This is a genomic window from Microcoleus vaginatus HSN003 (genome assembly GCF_022701255.1).
GTDB lineage: Bacteria > Cyanobacteriota > Cyanobacteriia > Cyanobacteriales > Microcoleaceae > Microcoleus > Microcoleus vaginatus_B.
Map to the genome: position 1 here is coordinate 3,455,726 of NZ_CP031705.1, position 22,430 is coordinate 3,478,155.

A 22,430-nucleotide genomic window follows, 5' to 3' on the forward strand; every position below is an offset into this window, starting at 1 on the left:
TCAAATCTACTGGGTCACGTCTACAGCAAGCAGCTCCAAGTGCTACTGCTCCACAGCTAACGGGACTTAAAGAATGAAATAAGAATAGATAGCTTGTAATTTATAGAGGATAGTGCTTTTTCCGTCAAGGTATACTCCTGAAAAAAAACCACGCCCGATGCCATTCTCCATGCTTTGAGAACAGCCATATCTTAGATCGTTTTCGGTTGCATCGGAATAATAAAATCGAGTCAACAGTTAACACTCAACCATGCAGTTTTTCGACCCGCCCGTCAACAGTCAACAGTCAACAATAATTCCGGTGCAACCGGAATTGATATTATAGATTTGTCCGTTGCGTGCAAAATAATGGTGACGTATTTGCCACACACATACCAAGTTTGGGCTTAAAATTTGTTTAAGTCCCGGCCCGTTTAGGGATCTTAAAATGTCTAACTCCCAATAGGTGCGAGAGTTCTGCTTCGTTAAAGTGCAATTAAATAAAAAAATGAATTAAAATGGTTGATTAAATAGGCTTGTTTCTATTAATTAATTTTCTCTCGCCTGATAGCCTGTTCCGTTTGTGGCTGTTTGACCGTAGGTGTCAAACAGCCACAAACGTTTCAATCCAACGATTTGGGGATTTTTCCAGATGTCTTTTCAATTAAACTGATGTTGTGGTAAAGAGATTTTCAGGAGATGGGAAAGAATGCTAATTCAAAAGCTAAATGCCTGCGACGAGTTTATTGCTGGCGACGGTACTCAACTGCGAGAATTACTGCATCCAGACAAACAAGCTGTGGATTTGCGTTACAGTTTAGCCCACGCCACTTTGCCACCGGGACAAACTTCTGCGCTGCACTCCCTAACAACTTCTGAAGTTTACTACATCCTCAGCGGCGTTGGAGAAATGCACATCGACGACGAAAATCAATTCGTAGAAGCGGGAGATGCAGTTTACATTCGGCCAAACGCCAAGCAGTTTATTTACAACTGTGGCACAGAGCCACTAATATTTATTTGTATCGTCGATCCCGCGTGGAGAAAGGAAGACGAGACAATTTTCCAGTAATTTTCTAGTTTTTCTCCTTTTAGGCTCGTTACCCGGCTCTGCCCGGTAACGCCTATCTAGAAGCTCTGCCTCTACTGAAAAAAACATCACAAACCGAAAATCTCTTTTAACAACAACAGCACCCAGCCATATTTACCGAGTGATTTCCTCTTTTTTCAACTTCGATGTGGAGTTGCAATAATCCTCGGATTCAGTTGCATTGCTCCCCTCTAATTAGTTGAGGAAGTATCAGCTTTGTTGGTGGGTGCTGCTATTGGTTTTTGATGAGACAGATGTGAGATTAAACAGCGTTTTACTCCTTAGATTCTATTGTGAACTTCGCTGTGCTATCTGGATGTTGTATCTGTCAGAGAAGCTTTTTGTTCGCTTCATATTATTAATTTAGCACCTTCTTTTAGAAGCGCAAGTACCTGCAACTAAACTTTACATTTTTAGAAGTAACCACGGATAATTATGAACTTAAATTAAGCATTGAGCTTTCTAGCTGCTCAGCTAAAATAGTAGAGTTCGGCTGTGCTTGCTGCTGCGAGAAACGGCATAATATTTGTATGAAAACAACCAAACTCATCAAACTGTGCGCCTTATCGCTGAGTATCTTCCTGCTGTGCAGCAGTGTAGTGACAGCGCAAACGACGGCAAACCCTCAACCTCCGCCAACTTACACGAATCAAGAGATTCTACAACAGTTGGTAAAGGCAAAAGTCGTGTATCTGGGAGAAACCCACGATAGCGCGGAAGACCACCAAGCTCAACTGGCGATTATCCGAGAAATGCAGCGGCAAAATCGGAAAATTGCGATCGCGATGGAAATGTTTCAGCGTCCCTTTCAAAGCGCGATCGACAACTACTTAGCAGGTAAACTGACTGAAGAGCAATTAGTCGAGCAAACAGAGTACGATCGCAGATGGCGTTTTCCCTGGGAATCTTACGCCCCCATTTTGCGGTTTGCCAAAGAAAATCAACTACCCGTCCTCGCCTTAAATACACCATCCGAAGTAACAAGAAAAGTTGCCAGTCAAGGTTTAGAAAGCCTCACAGCAGAGGAAAAAAAGCACATTCCCCCAATATCGGAAATTCGCACCGACAACGCCGAATATCGGCAACTGCTGCTAGAAGTTTACCAGCAACACCAAAAGGCTGAACAGGGAAATAGTACGGGTTTTGAAAGATTCTTGCAAGCCCAAGTTTTGTGGGACGAAACTATGGCGGAAAAAATCGCCCAATTTGTCAAAGCCAATCCCGACTATCAAGTTGTGGTGTTGGCGGGTAAAGGACACATTATTTACGGTTACGGCATTCCCAGTCGCGTCGAGAGGCGTTTGGGGGTCGGGAATCTCAAAGTGCGATCGGTTTTATTCAATTCCATTGAAAATCTTCCTTTGTCGGCAGATAGACCCATTGCTGACTTTGTTTGGAATCATTCGGAATAGTACAATTATACGCGGAAGCAATAATTAGGAAAAAATCAATGACAAACAGACCAAAAATACTTGCATTTGCCGGAAGTACCCGCGAAGCATCTTATAACAAACTGCTGGTAAAAGTTGCGGCGGCGGGGGCTACGGCGGCGGGTTCAGAAGTTACTTATGTAGATTTGCGCGATTTGCCGATGCCCCTATTTGACGAAGATTTGGAAGCAAAAGAGGGGATGCCAGAGAATGCCCGTAAATTGAAGGAATTGATGGTAGCACATGACGGGTTTTTGATAGCTTCCCCTGAATATAACAGTTCAATTACGCCTGTGTTGAAAAATGCGATCGATTGGGTATCGCGCCCAGCACCGGGTGAACCGGGATTGGTGGCATTTACTGGGAAAGTAGGAGTAATTATGAGTGCTTCCCCAGGGGGAATGGGCGGTTTGCGGGGATTGGTTCATTTGCGATCGATCCTGGGGAATATTAACGTATTGGTACTCCCGGATCAGAAAGCAATTCCCCAAGCTTTTGAAGCATTTAATGCTGACGGTACGATGAAAGATCCCAAACAGCAGGACGCTGTTGAGAATCTCGGTGCTAAGTTGTCTAATGTGCTGTCAAAATTAATCGCCTGAAGCAATAAATTCATTTTGCAGTAGGGACACAGCAATTTTGTGTCCCAATCCTAGTATTTGTTATTTCGCTGGCTGCATCAAGTGCGATTCATAGAATAAAAGCCTTGAAACGGCATTGTTAAAATGCCCAATATTCGACTAATTTCATTAATAAAAAAGTCTCGCTTGTCAATGAAAATTGTGCAGTTACTCAATTTAAGAAACTTCCAATCAGTACCCGTAGTAACAGCCCCATAAATGCTTTCAATTTGCTCTCCGCTGCGCTGATTAAATAATTGGGCTGCTACCATTTCTGCAATACACTGGCCTAAACCGGATTTAATACTTTCATTCTTAGCCTCTGTGAGAGTTACGGGGGCGCGAATTTCATAGGAATCCTTCGATGCAGTGAGAATATAATCGCAATACCCGTTTAAGCCCGCTTCTACATCTACATTGAATTCTGAACCAGAGAAAAAACCAACTTGAAAATCAAATTGCCGCCTGACTTCCAATAATATTGGAGCAATAATTAATTCAGCGCGAGCCTTTTCTGTATTAATTGCAGTAGCTAAAGACAGGTTGTCAGTTAAAGTAGTTTGCAAATAGGAACTTGGCTGTACCTCTGGGATATCACTAAACAAATCTAAAGGTTCTTCTACGGTTAAATTAAAAGATTCTCTAACTTTCGCTAAAGTTGTAAAGTCGCTGTATTCCACAGGTTAACCTCCTTGCTCGATTTTGGCGATCGCATTCTCAAATTGCTACAATTATAATTGATTGCCTGTTATACTCAACCCCAAATTAACATGACATTCACCGGAGATCCCGACTCAGCACCTGCTTTGCCGACAGCAGCAGAAGCAGCGGTTGCCAAAACCAGTAGCCGCGCTTTAGAATCGCACTTGCAAAATCATCCGTCTGGCGAATCCCTCAAATTAATCTTAAACGAAAAAGAGGGAAAGACAATTGACATACCTGCCGCTGCATTGCCACTGCTGTTAGCGATTTTGCAACAGACAAGCAGTGGCAATACTGTCAAGCTGATTCCAATTACTGAGGAACTCGATATTTGGCAGGTTGAGGCCTTACTGAATGTCTCCCGCGAGTATGTGTGGCAGTTACTAGATTCTGGCGAAATTCCTCACAAAATGGTACGCGGCTATCGCCGGATAGGTTACGAAGATGTAATGAAATATAAAAAGCAGAGTTACGAAAAAAGTATGAAAGGGATGGATGAGCTTGTAGCTGAATCAGAAGCACTAGGCTTGTACGATTGAAGTATGGCTATTTTCACTGCTGTTTATGATGCTAACATTTTATATTCTGCACCGCTGCGGGACTTCTTCGTCCAGTTAGCAGCTAGCAAAATAGTTAATGCCCGTTGGACAGAAGAAATTCACAGCGAATGGATGAGAAATATACTTCTCAACCGTCCGGATATCACGTCGGAACAGCTTGCCAGAACCAAAAACTTGATGAATGAAAATGTTGAAAATTGCTTGGTGCAAGGTTATGAGGCAATTATACCAGAGTTGGAACTTCCAGATCCGGGCGATCGGCACGTTCTAGCAGCAGCAATTCATTCTCGCGCGGATTTTATCGTTACTTTCAATCTCAGGGATTTTCCTACTGAGAATCTCAAACAATATAACATTGAACCGCTGCATCCAGATGAGTTTCTCCTGCGCTTTCTCAACTTAAAGTTTGAAGGTGTATGCAAAGCCGCCGAGAAACAAAGAATCCGGCTCAAGAATCCGCCAAAAACGCCTGACGACTATCTACAAACGCTGGTAGAATTGGGACTGCCGCTGTCAGCAAATCGGATGCGAGAACTGTGCTATCGAGATTAGTGCGATCGCAAACCGCAGACTTTTCCGAGTTTCTTCCAAAGTTTATTCTTCTATCTTCCCACAGGCTAACTCTTCGACCTAGCCATACCACTCATCTACTTTTTCCAACACCGCAGTAAATCTATTTACCCTTGTGCCTCTACTTGAAAACGGGTATAATTTTATTTCTCAGATATAATAGCGAGTTCAAAACTTACCACAAATTGTACTAAACCGCATCACCCGATCGACGTAAAACAAAACCACCCGATCGCAGATTGGCAGAAATAGACGAGAGTAGGCATACTTGAACCATCGGTCATCGGTCGGTATATTTCTTCCAAACAGCACGGCAGGCGTGGGAGACTCCTCCGTCACGCCTGCCCTGCAGTTTTATTTAATAATTGCGAGATTTCCTATGGGATAGCTTCGCTCGCACGTAAATCACCCCATTTTTTTCTTCTTCCAAGCCTCCACAAACGGCAAAAACACCGACACCAACTCCTGCCGATTCATCACCAAAGTCGGATAAGAAATCCTGCCGTAATTCTTCCCCACTTCCAGCGGAAAAATCCCCTGGGATTCCAGCGGCAACCAAACCGCACCAGCAGCCTTCACAATTACCCAACTCCCCGCAATATCCCAAATTTTCGGAGTCGCTTCCACCCCTCCCATAGCCACACCCGAAGCCACAGTCAAAAAATTGTAACTAGCCATGCCCAACATCCGAACTTTACTCGGAAGATGAGGCCCGATTCCCACACTCCGCGAACACAAATTAAAAAAATGATTGCCGCTCATTTTATCAGCAGTCGGCCGAATTGGCTGCCCGTTTAAAAACGCACCTTGAGGCATATTGTCAAACACGCCGCCCGCAAAATCAGGTGCAAAAAAACCGTGAAAAGACTGATTAATTGGCGGCAAATGCACGCAGCCAAAAACCGGAGTTCCGCGATACAACAAACCCACAGAAATACCCCAAATCGGAACTCCCCTAGCAAAATTAGTCGTAGCATCCAAAGGATCAACAACCCAGCACCATTCAGTATCGGGGAAAACGTGTTCGCCCTCCTCACTTAAAATCCCGTGAGTGGGGAAAGCAGATGCGATCGCACTTCTAATTTCCGCATCCGCCCAATTATCGGATTTCGTCACCAAACTCCCGTCATCCTTCTCAGCCGCTTGCACGGAACCGAAATCTTGTAACAACTGCTGTCCGACTCTCTCGACAGTAACCCGTGCAAAACTTAAAATAGAATCCCAAAAATTAGTCATTAGTTATTGGTTATTAGTTATTGGTTATTGATTAGTGGAACTAACAACTGCCACAAGCCAACTGCCACAAGCCACCGGCCAACTGACAAAACATTAGTCTAATTCATTTTCAAGAATAGTTGCGATCGCACTTTTAGCATTATCCTGAAACTCCCCAACATCCACCCTACCCAACAGCCAAACAGCCAGAATCATACCTACCGCCGGCACAGTAAAAACTAACCCGTAAGCCAACATCGGCACCCCAAACAAACTCCTGCCAAAATCCAAAATAGCACCCCCGCTAATCGTCGCCACACCCCGCGCCATCGCCTGCGACAAACCCCAAGCACCAATAAAAGTGCCAGCAGTTTCTGCAGCAGTCAAATCCAACATCAAACTCAGCGCACCCGTCGTCGTAATTCCCGAAGCTAAACCAAACAACATTAAAGCCGACTTAAACACAATTGGATTACCAGTAAATCCCGATAAAATAATTAAACCAAAACAAGCCGCCACCGACAAACAGCCCAACCTAATCGTATTTTGCTTGCCAATTCGCGGCACAATAAAAAAACCAGTTGTAGCCAAACCGATCAGAGTACCAGTACCGTAAATAGCATTCAACTGCGTAGTTTGCGAAATCGACATCTTAAAAATTTCCCCGCCGTAAGGTTCCAAAACCGCATCCTGCATAAACAAGCAAATTGTCATAATCAGCAGGAAAGTAAAAAATAAACCGGTTTGACGGCTAGCAGTCAAAATCCGCAGCGCACTTCCCAGAGTAATTTTATCTTCTCGATTCACTGCGGACGATCGAGCTTTGTACCGCGAATACTTTTTCTCAACGCCAAAAGTCGCAATCCCCACCAACAGCAAAACAAGCGCCGGCACCTTCACAAACAAACCATTAATCGAAGCCTGCAACACTTCCCGCGGCACATCCCCATCAATTTGCTTCAGCAAACCGCTGCTAATAATCGCCCCGATAATAATACCAACCATCAGCATCGACCATACCACACCAACCAACTTCGAGCGATCCTCCTCATCCGAAACATCCACCAACAAAGCAGCAAAAGGAGTCGAACTCGAACAAATAGCAATACCGTAAAGCCCAAAAATCAAACCCAACAAACCCACCCAACCGTAAGTAGGAGTCGTCCACCCTACAGCCTCCAAACTGCCGCCCAAACGCCACATCACCTGCACCGCCAAAAAAGCAGTAATCACAAACAAAACGCTTCCTACCCACACATAGCCCGTGCGGTGATGGCCAAACAAAGGCTTAGCATCAGACATTTGCCCGAACCACACCCTAGCGGGCGCCACAAACTGGTGCATCGCCAGCGTACCCGCCACAACAGTAGCCGGAATCGCCAACTCTTTAATCATCACGCGATTGAGCACCCCCAGGGTCAAAATCGACATCATGCCCAATCCCATCTGAAACAAACCCAACCGGAACATAGTCAGGAGGGTAACTCTCTTGAGAGCAGCAGTCGTGGAATCTGTTAATCTTGAATCTGGCAAACGGTCGATCGACATAACTATTCAAATAAACACAGCATGACTCATTTATAGTAACTGAGATACCCGTCACCAGCCGCCATTCCTCCCCAGGCTAGAAGCTCGATCGCGACTATTTATAGAAAAATAATAGAGAATAAAGAATTGTGGATTTACCAACCGTGACAACCATTACCCTAGGACAAAATGGCCCAGCCGTCATTCCCCTGTGCGTCGGAACTTGGGCTTGGGGCGACAAACTATTTTGGAACTACGGCAGCAACTACGGCGCCGCCGAAGTCGAAGCAGCATTCAAAACATCCCTAGACAGCGGAGTCAACTTTTTCGACACAGCCGAAGTCTACGGTAACGGCTTGTCAGAAGAATTACTGGGGCAGTTTCTCAAAAAAACCACCCAACCCGTGCAAATAGCCACAAAATTCGGCCCCGTACCTTGGCGGATTACAGGAAAATCAGTTTCCAACGCTTTGAGTGCCAGCTTAAAACGCTTGCAAGTAGAACAAATAGCCCTCTACCAAGTGCACTGGCCATTCACTTTTTTACTCAGTCAAGAAACCCTGATGAACGCCTTAGCGGAGGAAGTAAAACAAGGCAGAATTCAAGCAGTAGGAGTCAGCAACTATTCAGCAGAACAGATGCGCCAAGCCCACAAAATACTAGCAGCCAGAGGCGTTCCCCTAGCAACAAATCAAGTCCGGTACTCCTTGCTGTCGCGGCAAGTAGAAAAACAAGGAATTGTGAGTGCAGCCCGCGAATTGGGAGTCACAATTTTAGCGTACAGTCCCTTAGCCCAAGGATTGCTTACCGGCAAATACACAGCCCAAGAACAACCTACGGGAGCCCGCAAAATGGACTCCCGCTTCAGTAAAAGCGGCATCGAAAAAATCGAATTAGTCATGTCCACCCTGCGGAAAATGGGCAAAAAGCGCGATCGAACTCCCGCCCAAGTTGCCCTAAACTGGTTAATATCTCAAAACAAAGTCATCCCCATTCCCGGTGCCAAAACCGCAAAACAAGCCCAAGAAAACGCAGGCGCCTTAGGCTGGACTTTAAGCCAAGATGAAGTCAACCAGCTAGAACTAATGACTCGTCCCTGGCTAGAATAAATTTGTTAATTGTTGAGTGTTGACTGTTGAGTGTTGACTGTTGACTGTTGACTGTAAATATCCTATAGGTTTGGTAGAACGAAACCCAAGTTCTACCCAACCTAAAGTTCGTTTCCCTCTTCCTTCTTCCCTCTTCCTTCTTCCCTCTTCCTTCTTCCTTCTTCGTTTTACTATGAAAATCTTAACTGACTGGGGCTTCACACGCGAAGGCTGGCGCAAAAACAGCCGCGGCGAATATTTAGTTTTGCTTCAAGGAGGATTGCTCACAGGATTTGTAATCTTACCAGTTTATCAACTGCCAGGATTAAAAATTCAATCAACCCACTTACTTTATATTATCTGGTTTATGGCCAGTATTCTCGGCTTAACCGGATTAATTTTCATCATCAAAGCATTGATAGACTTAGGAAAAAACCTCACACCTTTACCGTATCCCATAGAAAACGGAGAATTAGTCCAAACAGGCATTTACGGAATAGTGCGGCATCCATTATACAGTGGCTTAATTTTAGCAGCCCTCGGCTGGACACTTTTTCAAATGAGCATATCCCACCTAATAGTCAGCGCACTATTAATAATACTTTTCGAGATCAAAGCCAACCGAGAAGAAACCTGGTTAACCAAAAAATATCCAGATTATTCAGAGTACCGCCAGCGAGTAAAAAAACTCATTCCCGGCATCTATTAACAGCAATTAACCCGAAAATTATTCATGCTTTGTCCCATCAGGCATAATCGCACCCTTGAAATTAGCTCCTACCAAATTGGTACTAAGCAGCAAAGCATTTTTCAAATTAGCACCCTTTAAATTAGCATCTTCCAGGTTTGCCATCCATAGATTCGCCCCTTCCAAATTCGCGCCCTCCAAGTTAGCATTGACCAGAAAAGTTCCTTTCAGGAAAGCACCTTTTAAATTGGCATTTTTTAAGTTATTACTTGCCAAATAAGCATCCTCTAGAAAGGCATTTTCTAGATTGCTATCCTCCAAATTCGCCCCTGCCAAATTGCTGCGGCTCAGGTAGACACCACGCAAATTTGCTTGTTTTAAATTAGCATTTACCAGATTGGCACTCCACAAATTGGCATCTTTAAGGTTAGCATTTTCTAAATTAACGCCTTCGAGAAAAACAGCACTCAAATTAGCGCCTGAGAGATAGCAGTTCCGGCATTCTCTCGCTACAAGCAAATGTCTGACTCGATGCTTAACAGAGGAAATGTTGGCGGCAAAAGTTATCAAAGCTGTACCTGTTAAGGCGATAATGCTAAAAGTTGTCAGTTTGATCGCACTTACAAGTTTTCTCTGTTGTATTTCTCGGAAAATCCGCTCGCAGCCCCTAAAAATATTTACAGAATTGCTCATATTTATAATCCAGTGTTTTGCTTCCCTGCCCTTCCCCTTCCCCTTGCCTTATGAAAAAACAGTTAAAATTTAAATTCCTGACGATCGCACTTATTGTAAGCTTAGCAATAATCGGTGTCGGATGCGATCGCCTTTTCAAAAAACCCTTTCAACTTCCCGCCTCAGCCAAACAAGAACCCTGGCCCATTCAAACAGGCCTCCGAGCAGCCATCCTCCGCGACAACATACCAACAGTCAACCGCGTAGTTTTAGTACCCGACGAAGCCACATTCTTAGCAGCAATCCAAAAATGGAATCTCAAAGGAAACTGGCCTATTCTCATCGAAGACAAAAAATATGCGCCCATGTTTTTGCAGCGCTTTCAACCCGAAGAAATAGTCCGTTTGCCAAGCATCAAACAGCAACTGCCAAAAAATCAAAAACTCCAGCAATTAATGCTGAACGCAGCAGCAGCAGCTTGGAATGCCACCGATACTCCAACCTTAAAAGCACAATGGAAGCAACTCGGCTGGGAACCCCCAGGAGTAGTAATCACATCAGAAAACGACGCCGCACGTTCTGCAGCAGTTGCCTTAGCAGCGGCTCACGGTCAACCTTTAGTATTTCTAGAAGGCAACTTCGGAAAACCAAACGATACCCTCAATAACACACAGTGGAAAAATCTGCAAACAGAAATTAAAAAAGCTGTCGAATCAACCGGATATTTTTACTCTCAACTCGCAGACCCGATCGACACAATAACCATTGTACGCCAACTAGCAGTCAAATATCAATCTCCTGAAAAACCCGACGAACAACTAGCCGTTACAGACGGTTTGGGAAGACACCCCAACGGCGAACGCTGGGCGGCTGTCGGCTGGATTTACGGCTCGGAAGTACGATCGATCTATCAAGCCATGTGCGCCTTATTTCTCGATACCGAAACCGCCATGCTTTATGACAGTTACCCCAAGGAAGGAAATTGGGCAAAATATGAAATGGAGGCCGCCGCTAGCGGACTAAAAACCATAGGCTTGAATGTCGAAGTAGTGCAGAAACCCGAATCTAGCTTGGAAAAGTGGCGGAGTTTAGCCTCAAAACCGTGGACATTTGACTTAATATTAATGAATTCCAAAGGCTATCCAAAATCATTTCAAGTCGGCAACGGGGACGCTTCAGTTGAGGACATACCAAAACTCCAATTTCCCGCAGCAATCCACATGATCCACAGTTGGTCAGCAGCCGCCCCCGATGACAAAAACACCGTTGCCGGAAGGTGGCTAGAAAATGGTGCTTACGCATATATTGGCAGCGTCAACGAACCTCTTTTATCTGCCTTTATTCCACCTAAATTAATGGTCGATCGCCTGAAGCGAGGCTCACCCTTTTTAATCGCAGCACGCCAACTAGAATCCCCTCCGTGGAAAGTCGCCACCATCGGCGATCCGCTAATGTCGATCGCCAAACCCAGACCAAGAATCCCGCCCACTCAACAACCGATCTGATAGTATGCGCGAGCGAGGGATTTAAAATTGGAGATTTGAGATTTGTGGTTGTAAGGTAAAATCTCAAATCCCCCATTCTTTAATTTGAAAGTTGTTTTTTACTGAGTTATATGATATTGGTAGTTCACTGATGCGATCGCCCTAAACGCCAACACGCTAAATATAGTTAATTAGCATTATCGCCAAAGTATATCTAAGTTTGAATGTAACTTAGCATACAATCCGGCCAAATCCGCCACTCCTCAGAATCGGTCATTCCACCCCAGCCGCCGCCCCAAAAATTTACCCTAAGATACGACTTAATTAAGTTGTCAATTCCCCTAAAATAACTCAAAATGAAAATAAGAAATAAATTGTAATATTTATATAACTTCTCACCAAAGAATTAACCGCTAAATGAGACCCACCCCTCCTGTGGATCTGCCGCCACCTGGGCCAACCGCAGCAACTCCCCAAGCCTCCAGCCTCAGCCCGCTATTCAGCCGCCTGCACCCCAGCCCAGAAACCCTCCTGCTCATCCTCTCCCTAGTCATCGGGGGAGTTACGGGTGCAGGCGTCGTCACATTTCACTACCTCATCCACTTCATCCACAGCCTGATGCTGGAAGACTTCATGGGTGCGATCGCCTCGAAAGGCTCTTGGACGCTAGCCTGCATTCCCACCCTCGGCGGAGTCATCATCGGGCTGATGCGGTGGCGATTTCGGGATTTTGGCCCGAATATGTCTTCCTTAATTGCAGCCACCCGCGGGCTGCAAGAACTCTCCCCCCTCAAACCCATCACCAAAATGGTGGCCGCCTCAGTTTCCCTCGGCACCGGCGCCTCCCTCGGCCCGGAAGCCCCCAGCGTCGAAATCGGGGCCAACTTCGGAATGCTGCTGGCTCAAGTCTTGCAGCTTTCCCCAGAACGGCAGCGCTTGCTCCTAGGCGCGGGAGCAGCAGCAGGTTTATCCGCCGGATTTAACTCTCCCATCGCCGGAGTGTTCTTTGCCTTAGAAGTCGTGCTCGGAAGCACCTTCGCCACTTCGTCCGTCAGCGTTGTCTTGCTCTCCGCCGTAGTTTCGGCGCTCATCGCTCAAATCTGCTTGGGAGCTCAGCCGGCCTTTTCTTTGCCGATTTACGATGTCCGCAGCCCGCTAGAACTGCCTCTGTACATGGGATTGGGACTTTTGGCGAGCGGAGTGTCTCTAGCCTACACAGAAGCAATTCAATTGGCCGATGGCTGTTTTCAAGGAAAAGTCCGAGGATTTGCTTGGCTCGGACGACTGCCCCGGCCGCTTCACCCGATCATCGGCGGGGCCTGCGTCGGCTTAGTCGCCCTGCAATTCCCTCAAATTTTGGGTGTCGGGTACGAAACAGTCCAAGCAATGCTCCAAGATGTTAAATTTTCCTTGCCTTTGCTGCTGCTGCTGCTGTTTGTCAAACTGGCGGTGACAGCAATCAGCCTCGGCAGCGGTTTAGTGGGCGGCATCTTTGCTCCGGCGATGTTTTTGGGAGCTTCCCTGGGTTCGGCTTACGGCCTGTTTTTGGAAATGCTGCCGGCAATGAGCGATCGAGTCGCCGGTCCTCCCGCCTACGCAATGGTAGGAATGGCCGCCGTACTCGCCGGCAGCGCCAGAGCACCGCTGACAGCCATCTTGTTGATGTTTGAATTAACCCGCGATTATCGGATTGTCTTGCCTTTGATGGCAGCAGTCGGATTGAGCGTTTGGCTGGTGGAGTGGGTAAACCGTCGATCGACAGCCCACAGCCTCAACCTTCAGCAAATGGGCGTAGACGTGGCTCTCAATACGCCGATCAAAGCCAGAGAACAGTTGCAAGATTGGGAAGATGTTTTGGGCGATCGCATCGTCACAGAGTTGATTTCTTGCCAGCTCCCCACCGACGGCGAACACAGTATCGATCGACCAGAACCCACCGACGCCCCAGTGCTAGCCCTCGTTAATGCACACTTGTCCGAAAAAGTCAACCCCAATAAAGAATAAAAAACCGCGTGACAGCAAAAACAGACGAAGAACGGGAGAATTGAGAATTCTTCCCTCTTCCCTCTGCGCCCTCTGCGGTTAATCCCTCTTCCTTCAGATTTCAGCTAAAATAACCAAATATTATTAACAATAGGCAGAGAGGGGCTTCGGTGGCAGGAAACGAGGCAACTGCAAAAAACAAAAGTCAAAAAACACCCGGAAAAACCCCCTTGGGTTCCACTCATTACACCTTGTTAGGGCTGCATCCTTCAGCCTCAGCGATCGAAATTCGGCGATCGTACCGGGAACTGAGCAAACTCTACCATCCCGATACCACCGAGCTGCCGCCCGCAGTCGCCACCGCCAAATTTCAGCAGCTCAATAACGCCTACGCCACCCTCAGCAACCCAGAACGTCGCCTCGCCTACGACCTCAAAATAGGCTATTCTCGCCTGAACGTGATTGGGCCGCCCCCAGGCTTCAATACTCCGGTTTCGGGCTCCGGCAAAAAAACTTCCAACTCCGCTTACCTAGATCCCACGGATCGACCTCTTTCCCCCGGAGAAATGTTCGCTCTGTTTATCATGGGAGCTAGCTTAATAGGATGTTTGGTACTGGCGATCGCGATCGGCTTAATTCGCGGCAATTAAAGCCTCAAATCCCAAATGTCCAATCTAAAATCTAAAATCCCCAATCCGAAATCCCCAATCTAAAATCTAAAATCTAAAATCTAAAATCCCATGACTCTTCCTTCCGCTGACACTCCTTTGTACAACCATCCACTCCCGGAAATCGAGCAGTGGCTAAAAAGCCGCGGCTGCCAGCAAGATCGGCGAGAACTCCACTGCTGGCAGATCGAGCAAGTTACATGGAAAGCAGAACTCTCCCTTGATATTGACCAACTCACCGTCCGCTACATTGATGCTGGAGCCGACGGCCAAGACATTCAGCGAGCATTCAAATACTCCCTCTCACGTCAGGACATTGAAGCGGCCGTTTTCTCCGGCCCCTAATTTGATTTGAGATGCGAGATTTGTCCTCCAATCTAAAATCTAAAATCGTTAGGTTGAGCAAGATATGAGTGAAATTGGTATGAGATTTTAGATGGGGAATCCAGGTAAGAATCAGGAGCATCAAGCGTGCAAGCATTTACATGGGAGTGCGATCGTCCCCCTTGCTGTATTGTGCTGTGCGGGACGCTCGCAGGTCATCAAAACCTTTTTTACTTTCATGGAGATGCTCCTTCAGAATCCACACCTTTTTGGAAACTGAAAAATCCACCAAAAAATCTAAAATCTAAAATCCCAAATCCAAAATCGTTACACTTTGCCAAATCGGCGGCTGCGCTTCTGATAATCAGACAAAGCGCGGTGAAACTCCGATCGATCAAAATCCGGCCAGAGTGTCTCAGTAATGTAAATTTCCGAATAAGCCATTTGCCATAGCAGAAAATTGCTCAACCGCATTTCCCCGCTCGTCCGGATCAGCAAATCCGGGTCACAAACATCAGCAGTATACAAATAGCGTTTAAATAAAACCTCATCAATCTCCTCCGGCTGCAACTTGCCCTCTTTCACCTGAGTGGCGATCGCCCGACAAGCTTGTACAATCTCCTGACGCCCCCCGTAATTCGTCGCCACCGTAAACAAAATCCCCTGATTATGCTGAGTGGCCGTCACAGAACGCTCGATTTCCGCCTGCAAAGACTTCGGCAAAGCCTGCAAATTCCCCATAAATTGAATTTGCACGTCCTCGTCCACCATCTCCCGCAATTCTTGCCGCAACTTTCCCTCAAACAAACTCATTAAAAAATCCACTTCTCCGGCCGGCCGCCCCCAATTCTCCGTCGAAAAAGCATAGGCGGTTAAAGCTGGAATCCCCCAATCTTTGCAGCAGCGCAGCAGTTCCTTCAGAGTGCTAGCTCCTCGGCGGTGTCCCGCAATCCGCGGCAACCCCTTCTTCTTAGCCCAGCGCCCGTTCCCGTCCATAATCACTGCTATGTGCTTAGGCAGTAGTTCCTGTTGCAGATCCTCCGGCAACTTTTCCAAGCAAATTCCTTGACTCATGGTTTCTCCCGATTACCCGACTAACGGCGCAGTATCCGTTTTAATAGCGTCACTCCCTTCAATCCTATCTGGCGTCCGAGATTGCCGATCGGAATTGGAGGCACAGCTCTTTCTCCCTCCGACGGAAACAGCTTTGCTTCCAGCAATTCCTTAAGTTTGTTGCTAGTCAAAGGTCGATTTAAACTTCCCATCTGGGCTAAAGAAATAGAACCTGTTTCCTCGGACACCACCACGCACACGCAAGCTTGCACCCGTTCTGTAATCCCCATTGCCGCCCGATGGCGGGTTCCCAACTGCCGCGACGCAGTGCGATCGGACAAAGGCAAAATTACCCCCGCCGACACGATCCGCGAACCTCGAATCAAAACAGCTCCGTCATGCAGCAAAGTTTGCGGCTGAAAGATTGTCTGCAACAATTCTTTAGAAACTTCAGCATTTAGCTTTAGTCCCGGCACCGAAAAATCTCGATCGTCGATCGGAGAATCTGTTTCTATAATTAGTAAAGCGCCCGTGCGGTTTTGCGAAAGTTCTTTTACTGCGTCCACAATTTCATCTATTACGCTGTCCGGTTCGGGTTTTGGTCGGCGATCGCGTCCAAACAATTGCCGAAATTCCCCCCGACCCAATTGTTCCAGAAATCGGCGAAACTCCGACTGCAATATTACCGCCATTGCCACAGCAGAACCGGTCACCAAGCTGTTGAGGGCAACGTGCAACAGCCTCAATCCAGCCCAGTTGCTCACCGCCGCCGCCAGCATCAAAATAATAAATCCCCGTACCATCCACAGCGTTCTGCGCTCGCCAACAATGACGAGCACCAAATACGCAAGGGCAAAAACCAGTCCAATATCGATCCCTTGAATCAATAAGGACTGAACGAGGGCCAAGTCAAAGCCAGATTGTTGATTGTTCATGGTTCATCGAACGCTACCGCCTGTGAACCGCGAACCGTTATGCACTCGAACCCATGAACCATGAACAGTTGTTATAAGGAATATGCTGAAAATCCCCGTGTTTTTAGACCGGGGAGTGTCAATCCAATCGCGTGACTGAACAAGGCAAAAGTTAAAAGTAAAAAGGCAATCCTCACTAAGTAAACATGGATTGTCTTTCTTTTAACTTTTAACTTTTAACTTCTAAGTTTTTACTTTTGAGCTCCGAGTCGTTCAGGAAGGCGGTCAAGCCTCAGCAAATCCTGGTAAGTTTCCCGCTGTATAATCGTGTTAACTTCCCCATTTCTCACTAAAACCGCTGCCGGTCTGGGTACTCGGTTGTAGTTAGAAGCCATACTGTAATTGTATGCCCCTGTGGCCGGAACGGCGAGGATATCTCCTGCCTGACACTCTGGCAATTTGGCATCTTTAATCAAAACATCGCCTGATTCGCAGTGTTTCCCAGCAATTGTCACTGTTTCCGTTAAGGGATCACGCATTTTGCCGGCTGCGAGGACTCGATAAACTGATTGATAGGTAATAGGACGCGGATTGTCCGACATCCCGCCATCGACAGCTAGATACGTCCGCATTTCCGGAATGACTTTTTTAGAGCCAACGGTGTAAGCTGTAACGCAAGCTGTACCGACGAGCGATCGACCCGGTTCGCAAAGCAATCTAGGCAAGGGCAATTGCTGCCGCTCGCAAGCTGCTACCACTGCGGAGCAAATTGTACGAGCCCAATCTTCAATGCTAGGAGGATCGTCCGCTTCAGTATAGCGAATGCCCAACCCACCGCCAATATTAATTTCTGTTGCTGGCAAACCATAACTCTGTGCTTTAGTCAAGGCCTGAATTATGACTTCAGCTAAATCGTCATGGGGTTGCAGTTCAAAAATCTGAGAGCCGATGTGAGCGTGCACTCCCACGCAAAATAACGACGGCTGTTGGCTGATGAATTTAAATACTCGATCGAGCGAGTTGGGATCGAAGCCAAATTTACTATCGATTTGACCCGTCTGAATGTACTCGTGGGTGTGACACTCAATTCCAGGAGTAAACCGCACCATAACTCGTGTTGGCCCACCTGTGAGGCTGCTGACACCCAATTCTCCCAACTCTGCTAGAGTTTCTAAATCCCACCAATTGTCGGCTACGGTAATGCAGCCGCTTTCGACAGCTAGCTGCAGTTCCTCGCGGGACTTGTTGTTACCGTGGAAGTAGATTTTGTCAGGGCTGACGCCGGCTTTCAGTGCTGTGTGGATTTCTCCGGCGGATACGACATCTATGCCTAAACCTTCCGAAGCTGCGATCGCGCATATTGCCAAACAACTCCAAGCTTTAGAAGCATAAAGCACTTGAGATTCGCCCGGGTAGTAACGCTTAAAAGCATCCCGGTACTGCGTGCAAGCTGCCCGCAGCGTTTCTTCGTCTAAAATGTACAACGGCGAGCCAAATTGCTCCACCAAAGCTGTCACCTCGCAGCCTCCGATTTCCAACCGATCGCTGCTGTTAACACTGGCTGTCAGCGGTAACAGTTCTTGATTGGGCGATCGATTTTGCAGGGCTTGTTGAGACTCAGACAGATACTTAAGTCCCGATTCGACCCCGATAGATTGAGTTGATACCATCGCGCAATAACTATCCTAGGTTATTAGTCAGCAGTCATTAATCAGCAGTCAGCAGTCGGCAGTCATTAATCAGCAGTCATTGGTCGTTGGCAGTAGACTAATGTCTGGAGACTTGTGAGTCATGACTCAAAACTAGCAACAAACAGCTAATCGCTACTGTGTTTTCCAGTGTACAATTTACAGCCGTGCGTTTTCTACAAATTAAACATCTCACCGCCGAAGACCTCAACAGTGCAGTCGAACTCGATCGGCTCTGTTTTGGCGGACTGTGGACTTTAGAAGGCTATGGGCGCGAGTTAGGCAGTTCTAACAGCGATTTACTGGGTTTGTGGGCATCGGAAACCGAGGTCAGCGCATCAGAAGGATTCGACAGCGAACTTGAGTCGATCGAGCCCAACAGCATTCTCAACTCAAAACTGCTGAGTGTTGAGAATTCCTCGCCAGCAACTCCCAACTCAAAACTTACCCCAAACCTGATCGGTTTGGGCTGCCTGTGGGCAATTTTAGAAGAAGCTCACATTACAATTTTGGCAATTCATCCTCGCTTTCAAGGTCAGGGTTTAGGACAAGCTCTGCTTTGGGCTTTACTCACAAAGGCTCACTACAGACAATTAGAACGAGCCACTTTAGAAGTGCGGGGCTCTAATTTAGCCGCAGTGTCTCTGTACAATAAATTTGGTTTTAAAGAGGCAGGACGGCGGAAAAAATACTACAAAGACACCGGAGAAGATGCTCTGGTAATGTGGCGCAGCGGCATAGATAAACCTGAATTTAAGCAATATTTGACCGTTGAGAAAGTGCAAATTTGCGATCGGCTGCATCAGAAAAACTGGCATTTAGCGAGCGACAATTTTGAGTTTTAAATCTAATTTGTTGCAAATTTAATAAGACTTAGCATGAGGGCGCATCACCTTTTTTTTTTACCAAGGTGATGCGTTACAGCCTGCATATTCAGTAAAAAACCTGGGGGGTGAGCCAAGTCGAAACCCGGTTTCGATGAGTCGGAGTGCGATCGCGAACTGTTTAATAAAAAAACATAATACCCAAATCCCCAACTTCTTTAAGAAGTCTGGGGATCTAATATAATTACTGATATTTTCCCAAAATCTAGTTATTTGGGAGCCAAAACTCTAGTAAATTTACGGTATATAATACCGCTAGGAAGCTTTAATTTTTATTATTGCAAGATGTTGTTTTCGTTAATTGCTACGCGCCTAAAAAAACTCACTATTGTGGGTGAACCTTTCAAAGCAGGAATATCTAATGAACCTAAAATATGGACTGACCGCTATCGTGGCAACATATTTAATATCCACATTAGCAGGAGAGCCTGTTATGGCAACAACAATAGGAGGCACAATCAAAGTCAACGTCGTCAAAGTCACAGATCCCAACTTCGCTGGTGTCTACACCGGGGACTTTTCCTACGACGATACACATCTGACCAAAGTCGGCTCGGAGTTCATGACCATCAATGGCGGAAATGGAGATATACCGGGGCTGCTCTCTTTTAACTTTAGATTTCTGGACTTTGCTACAGGCTTAACTCCTGTCACCTATACGGCAAGTGATGATTTCAACTTCCCAGACGCTCCTGTTTTGGCTTTTGAGAACGGAATTCCCACTCAATTTGGTATCCAAGTTTCTCCTGGAAATGATGGCGGAGTTTGGGGTGGAAATAACGGATTTATGTTTGTAGATCCAGGGATATTTAAGTTCGTCTTGCGAAATGGAACTATTGGAGGTGAGGGGCTAGTGACCTTAGAAATTAACGAATCTCTTCCTACTCCCGTACCGGAGACTCCCCATTGGCCTCATTGTTGGCTTTTTTGGGGTTGGGTGCAGCTCACTTGTGGAGAAAGTCCAACAATTAATCATCTTTACCAACTTGACACTCCCCTGCCTAAAGGCGAGGGGATTCTTAATTCAGCGACTGACCATTAAGTGTTACGTCCTTTCGGCAATACTCAAACTTTTTAATCGTGGGAATCCCACCAATTAACGAGCCTGATTCGCAGCCACCCCAGAGGGTCTATCTCCAAAAGCGTACTAGGATATTGACCTAGAGTTCGGGTATGCCCTACCCTACTTAACAAGACTAAATAGTTTTTTTTTCTGGTTTGAGGTTTAGTTTTTTAGCCTCTAGCTGTTTAGAGAGTTTTCGCCGCTCTTTGTCCCCCGGTTTATGCCTAAAAGTGTGTCTCATATCCTGTTTCACGAGGGCATTGCGAGTTTGACCTTGACTATTGCAATATACCACGGTTACTGGATATCTTCGGTGATTTGCAAATGAATTGTAAAAATTAAAGCCGTCCTAGAAGGACGGGGTTTTAAACCCAATTTTCTGATAACTTGAGAGGAAGAGGCAATGACAGCGATAGATACTCCGTTTTTGGTAACAGGTGGCGAAACTAACAGACCACCTACCAATGCTTTTAGTCCTAGTCAACGTCAAATAAATATCCGTGCGCCCTTCGGGGTTCCCTCTGCGGAGCAATGGACTGGTCAAAAAGTATGGTTGCTGCTTCCTGGTTTCACAGCATCCAGCGATTCTTTTGATGCAACTGTGGCGACAGCCATCGATGATGCTAACCCAAACGATACAGTTTTAGCCCTTGACTGGACGCAAGTGAGCGGCACCCCAACAAATAATGCAGCAGCAGGGATCGCTATAGGAGACCTTTACAGGTCTGGTTCATGGATTACTCCAGTGGCAACAGCAGTCCAAAACAAACTTGTGGAGTGGGGAATGCCAGCCACAGCACTCAATATTGTTGGTCATAGTCTTGGTGCTAACCTTGCCAGCGAACTTGCCGCGAGTTTCAATACTACCTATGGGAGTCAAGTTGGTTCGGTTACAGCCCTTGACCCAGCATCAAATAGTGCGAGACTTGTCAGTCCCTACGATAGAATTAATGGCTTCGATACTGACCTATCAAATGGATATGTAAGGAATGGAGGAATTGCAGACCCAATCGAACGCTTAGACTTTGGTGCTACGGCTTCAAAAAGGAGTTTTAATGGCATCAGTAGTGTATCAGGAAATGAACCTCAAGCTGGAACTGCCAGGGAATCTTTCCTGTTTGACTTCGGCACCAATCCGCTTAATCCCGTAGACCAAGCTGCTCAACACAGCCGTGTCGTGACCGCCTACACAAATTTGGTTAAAACTGATGCAGCCGACAATTCTCGTTTAGCCACAAATATTCTCGGTCTGACTGACACGCAGCCCGATCATCAATTTCGACCAAACTTCTATAGAGGGGATTCTCTTAACTCTCTTCAAGTGCATGAAGGAGTGATTCCCGTTGATGCTCAAGATAATCCTTTGTTTCTGGTTGCTGCTAAGCTTAATGGCGGAACCAACGATCGCTTCATCTATGGGACTAACAGCAACGACGTATTAACAGGAACTGGGATTTTTGGGAAATATTACAACAACAACGGCAACCATACTTATTATTTTGGGGATGGAGACGATACTGTCTATGGTGGCACAGGTAGTGACCTCATCTTCGGCGGGGCTGGAGTTGATGCCCTTGGTGGCTCAGATGGGAATAATGTGATCTTTGGGGAGGCTGGTGGTGATTTGATCGCTGCCGGTACAGGGAATGACACCATTAATGGCGGGGCTGGAAATGACGACATTAATGCCGGAAATGGCACAAATACCATTCGCGGTGACGAGGGTAATGATATTCTCACTGGTGGAAACGGCATTAATATCTTGTTTGGTGGTTTGGGGAACGACACTCTCGGAGGTGGTGCGGGTCAGAACATATTAACAGGTTCAGAAAGCAACGGGCCGTCTGGCGTTGAGGTAGATACTTTAATTGGCACCAGCGGTAACTCGGTTAACGCATTTTATATTGGTGATAACACGACAAATTGGTACTCACTCGGTGGTGGAAATGATTACGCCCAAATGGTTAACTTTAATGCAACAACTGACATAATTGTAGGTGGCGTCAATATTGAGGCGCAAAACGTCATTACTCAAACCTTTCTCTGGTCTGGAAGTGAATTGATTGCAAAGATTGACGGTCTCTGGGCTTCGGAACTACTGTTCCCTGTAAGGATATTTTAGGCTTGACCTTTCTCCGGTTTTGCAGAGACCGCTGTGAGTTGTCAATCCTCAAAGTTTAGCAACACTACAAGAGATTTTTAGGTTTGTAGTTGCGCGATCGCGCAAC

At 46.4% G+C, this 22,430-nt stretch carries 22 protein-coding genes; 14 read left to right on the forward strand and 8 right to left on the reverse strand.

Annotated elements, in window-relative coordinates; translation table 11 throughout:
- Window positions 1-688 precede the first annotated feature (688 nt).
- The 3 genes from D0A37_RS14955 (at window position 689) to D0A37_RS14965 (ending at window position 3,101) form a co-directional block, all read left to right on the forward strand.
- Complete coding sequence (locus tag D0A37_RS14955; RefSeq protein WP_242715482.1) at window positions 689-1,051, forward strand: cupin domain-containing protein; 363 nt, start codon at window positions 689-691, stop codon at window positions 1,049-1,051.
- 548 nt (window positions 1,052-1,599) lie between these two features.
- Window positions 1,600-2,481 (forward strand): ChaN family lipoprotein, encoded by an 882-nt coding sequence (locus tag D0A37_RS14960; RefSeq protein WP_242715484.1) that lies wholly within the window; start codon window positions 1,600-1,602, stop codon window positions 2,479-2,481.
- A 38-nt stretch (window positions 2,482-2,519) separates the two neighbouring features.
- Window positions 2,520-3,101: an NADPH-dependent FMN reductase gene (locus D0A37_RS14965; protein WP_242715486.1), complete on the forward strand. Its 582-nt coding sequence runs from the start codon at window positions 2,520-2,522 to the stop codon at window positions 3,099-3,101.
- Window positions 3,102-3,178: 77 nt separating this feature from the next.
- Here D0A37_RS14965 and D0A37_RS14970 read toward each other — a convergent pair whose 3' ends face one another.
- Entirely contained in the window at window positions 3,179-3,799 is a 621-nt protein-coding gene (locus tag D0A37_RS14970; protein WP_242715488.1) for a hypothetical protein, read from the reverse strand.
- A gap of 90 nt (window positions 3,800-3,889) precedes the next feature.
- Here D0A37_RS14970 and D0A37_RS14975 point away from each other — a divergent pair, with 90 nt between their 5' ends.
- Both D0A37_RS14975 and D0A37_RS14980 read left to right on the forward strand, forming a co-directional pair.
- Window positions 3,890-4,360, forward strand: coding sequence for an excisionase family DNA-binding protein (locus tag D0A37_RS14975; protein WP_242715490.1), 471 nt, complete (start codon window positions 3,890-3,892; stop codon window positions 4,358-4,360).
- A gap of 3 nt (window positions 4,361-4,363) precedes the next feature.
- Window positions 4,364-4,933, forward strand: a complete 570-nt coding sequence (locus D0A37_RS14980) for a PIN domain-containing protein (RefSeq protein ID WP_242715492.1) — start codon at window positions 4,364-4,366, stop codon at window positions 4,931-4,933.
- A 186-nt stretch (window positions 4,934-5,119) separates the two neighbouring features.
- Here D0A37_RS14980 and D0A37_RS14985 read toward each other — a convergent pair whose 3' ends face one another.
- From D0A37_RS14985 to D0A37_RS14995, 3 genes are all read right to left on the reverse strand, one after another.
- Window positions 5,120-5,290: a hypothetical protein gene (locus tag D0A37_RS14985; protein WP_242715494.1), complete on the reverse strand. Its 171-nt coding sequence runs from the start codon at window positions 5,288-5,290 to the stop codon at window positions 5,120-5,122.
- 66 nt (window positions 5,291-5,356) lie between these two features.
- Window positions 5,357-6,187: an inositol monophosphatase family protein gene (locus tag D0A37_RS14990; protein WP_242715496.1), complete on the reverse strand. Its 831-nt coding sequence runs from the start codon at window positions 6,185-6,187 to the stop codon at window positions 5,357-5,359.
- A gap of 93 nt (window positions 6,188-6,280) precedes the next feature.
- On the reverse strand, window positions 6,281-7,714 hold the full coding sequence (locus tag D0A37_RS14995) for a BCD family MFS transporter (protein ID WP_242715498.1): 1,434 nt from the start codon (window positions 7,712-7,714) through the stop codon (window positions 6,281-6,283).
- 143 nt (window positions 7,715-7,857) lie between these two features.
- On the opposite strand from D0A37_RS14995, the gene D0A37_RS15000 reads away from it, so the two are divergent.
- A complete protein-coding gene (locus D0A37_RS15000) occupies window positions 7,858-8,802 on the forward strand; it encodes an aldo/keto reductase (protein WP_242725550.1) in 945 nt (314 codons plus the stop codon).
- Window positions 8,803-8,842: 40 nt separating this feature from the next.
- Window positions 8,843-9,490 (forward strand): methyltransferase family protein, encoded by a 648-nt coding sequence (locus tag D0A37_RS15005; protein WP_242715500.1) that lies wholly within the window; start codon window positions 8,843-8,845, stop codon window positions 9,488-9,490.
- A gap of 18 nt (window positions 9,491-9,508) precedes the next feature.
- On the opposite strand, the gene D0A37_RS15010 is transcribed toward D0A37_RS15005, so the two are convergent.
- A complete protein-coding gene (locus D0A37_RS15010) occupies window positions 9,509-10,162 on the reverse strand; it encodes a pentapeptide repeat-containing protein (RefSeq protein WP_242715502.1) in 654 nt (217 codons plus the stop codon).
- 50 nt (window positions 10,163-10,212) lie between these two features.
- On the opposite strand from D0A37_RS15010, the gene D0A37_RS15015 reads away from it, so the two are divergent.
- From D0A37_RS15015 to D0A37_RS15030, 4 genes are all read left to right on the forward strand, one after another.
- Window positions 10,213-11,646, forward strand: a complete 1,434-nt coding sequence (locus tag D0A37_RS15015; protein ID WP_242715504.1) for a hypothetical protein — start codon at window positions 10,213-10,215, stop codon at window positions 11,644-11,646.
- 396 nt (window positions 11,647-12,042) lie between these two features.
- Entirely contained in the window at window positions 12,043-13,629 is a 1,587-nt protein-coding gene (locus D0A37_RS15020; protein WP_242715505.1) for a chloride channel protein, read from the forward strand.
- 149 nt (window positions 13,630-13,778) lie between these two features.
- A complete protein-coding gene (locus D0A37_RS15025; protein WP_445242402.1) occupies window positions 13,779-14,258 on the forward strand; it encodes a J domain-containing protein in 480 nt (159 codons plus the stop codon).
- A 90-nt stretch (window positions 14,259-14,348) separates the two neighbouring features.
- The gene (locus D0A37_RS15030) at window positions 14,349-14,621 is read left to right on the forward strand and encodes a DUF3143 domain-containing protein (RefSeq protein WP_242715506.1); all 273 of its coding nucleotides are present in this window, start codon (window positions 14,349-14,351) and stop codon (window positions 14,619-14,621) included.
- 306 nt (window positions 14,622-14,927) lie between these two features.
- Here the strand turns inward: D0A37_RS15030 and uppS are convergent, their stop codons facing one another.
- The 3 genes from uppS to lysA form a co-directional block, all read right to left on the reverse strand.
- Window positions 14,928-15,674: an undecaprenyl pyrophosphate synthase gene (gene uppS, locus D0A37_RS15035; RefSeq protein ID WP_015176364.1), complete on the reverse strand. Its 747-nt coding sequence runs from the start codon at window positions 15,672-15,674 to the stop codon at window positions 14,928-14,930.
- A 20-nt stretch (window positions 15,675-15,694) separates the two neighbouring features.
- On the reverse strand, window positions 15,695-16,588 hold the full coding sequence (gene cdaA, locus D0A37_RS15040; protein ID WP_242715507.1) for a diadenylate cyclase CdaA: 894 nt from the start codon (window positions 16,586-16,588) through the stop codon (window positions 15,695-15,697).
- Window positions 16,589-16,818: 230 nt separating this feature from the next.
- On the reverse strand, window positions 16,819-18,237 hold the full coding sequence (lysA, locus tag D0A37_RS15045) for a diaminopimelate decarboxylase (RefSeq protein ID WP_242715508.1): 1,419 nt from the start codon (window positions 18,235-18,237) through the stop codon (window positions 16,819-16,821).
- Between the two features lie 185 nt (window positions 18,238-18,422).
- Here lysA and rimI point away from each other — a divergent pair, with 185 nt between their 5' ends.
- From rimI to D0A37_RS15060, 3 genes are all read left to right on the forward strand, one after another.
- Window positions 18,423-19,100 (forward strand): ribosomal protein S18-alanine N-acetyltransferase, encoded by a 678-nt coding sequence (gene rimI / locus D0A37_RS15050; RefSeq protein ID WP_242715509.1) that lies wholly within the window; start codon window positions 18,423-18,425, stop codon window positions 19,098-19,100.
- 472 nt (window positions 19,101-19,572) lie between these two features.
- Window positions 19,573-20,181, forward strand: a complete 609-nt coding sequence (locus tag D0A37_RS15055) for a hypothetical protein (protein WP_242715510.1) — start codon at window positions 19,573-19,575, stop codon at window positions 20,179-20,181.
- A gap of 424 nt (window positions 20,182-20,605) precedes the next feature.
- A complete protein-coding gene (locus D0A37_RS15060; protein WP_242715512.1) occupies window positions 20,606-22,324 on the forward strand; it encodes an alpha/beta hydrolase family protein in 1,719 nt (572 codons plus the stop codon).
- Window positions 22,325-22,430 lie beyond the last annotated feature (106 nt).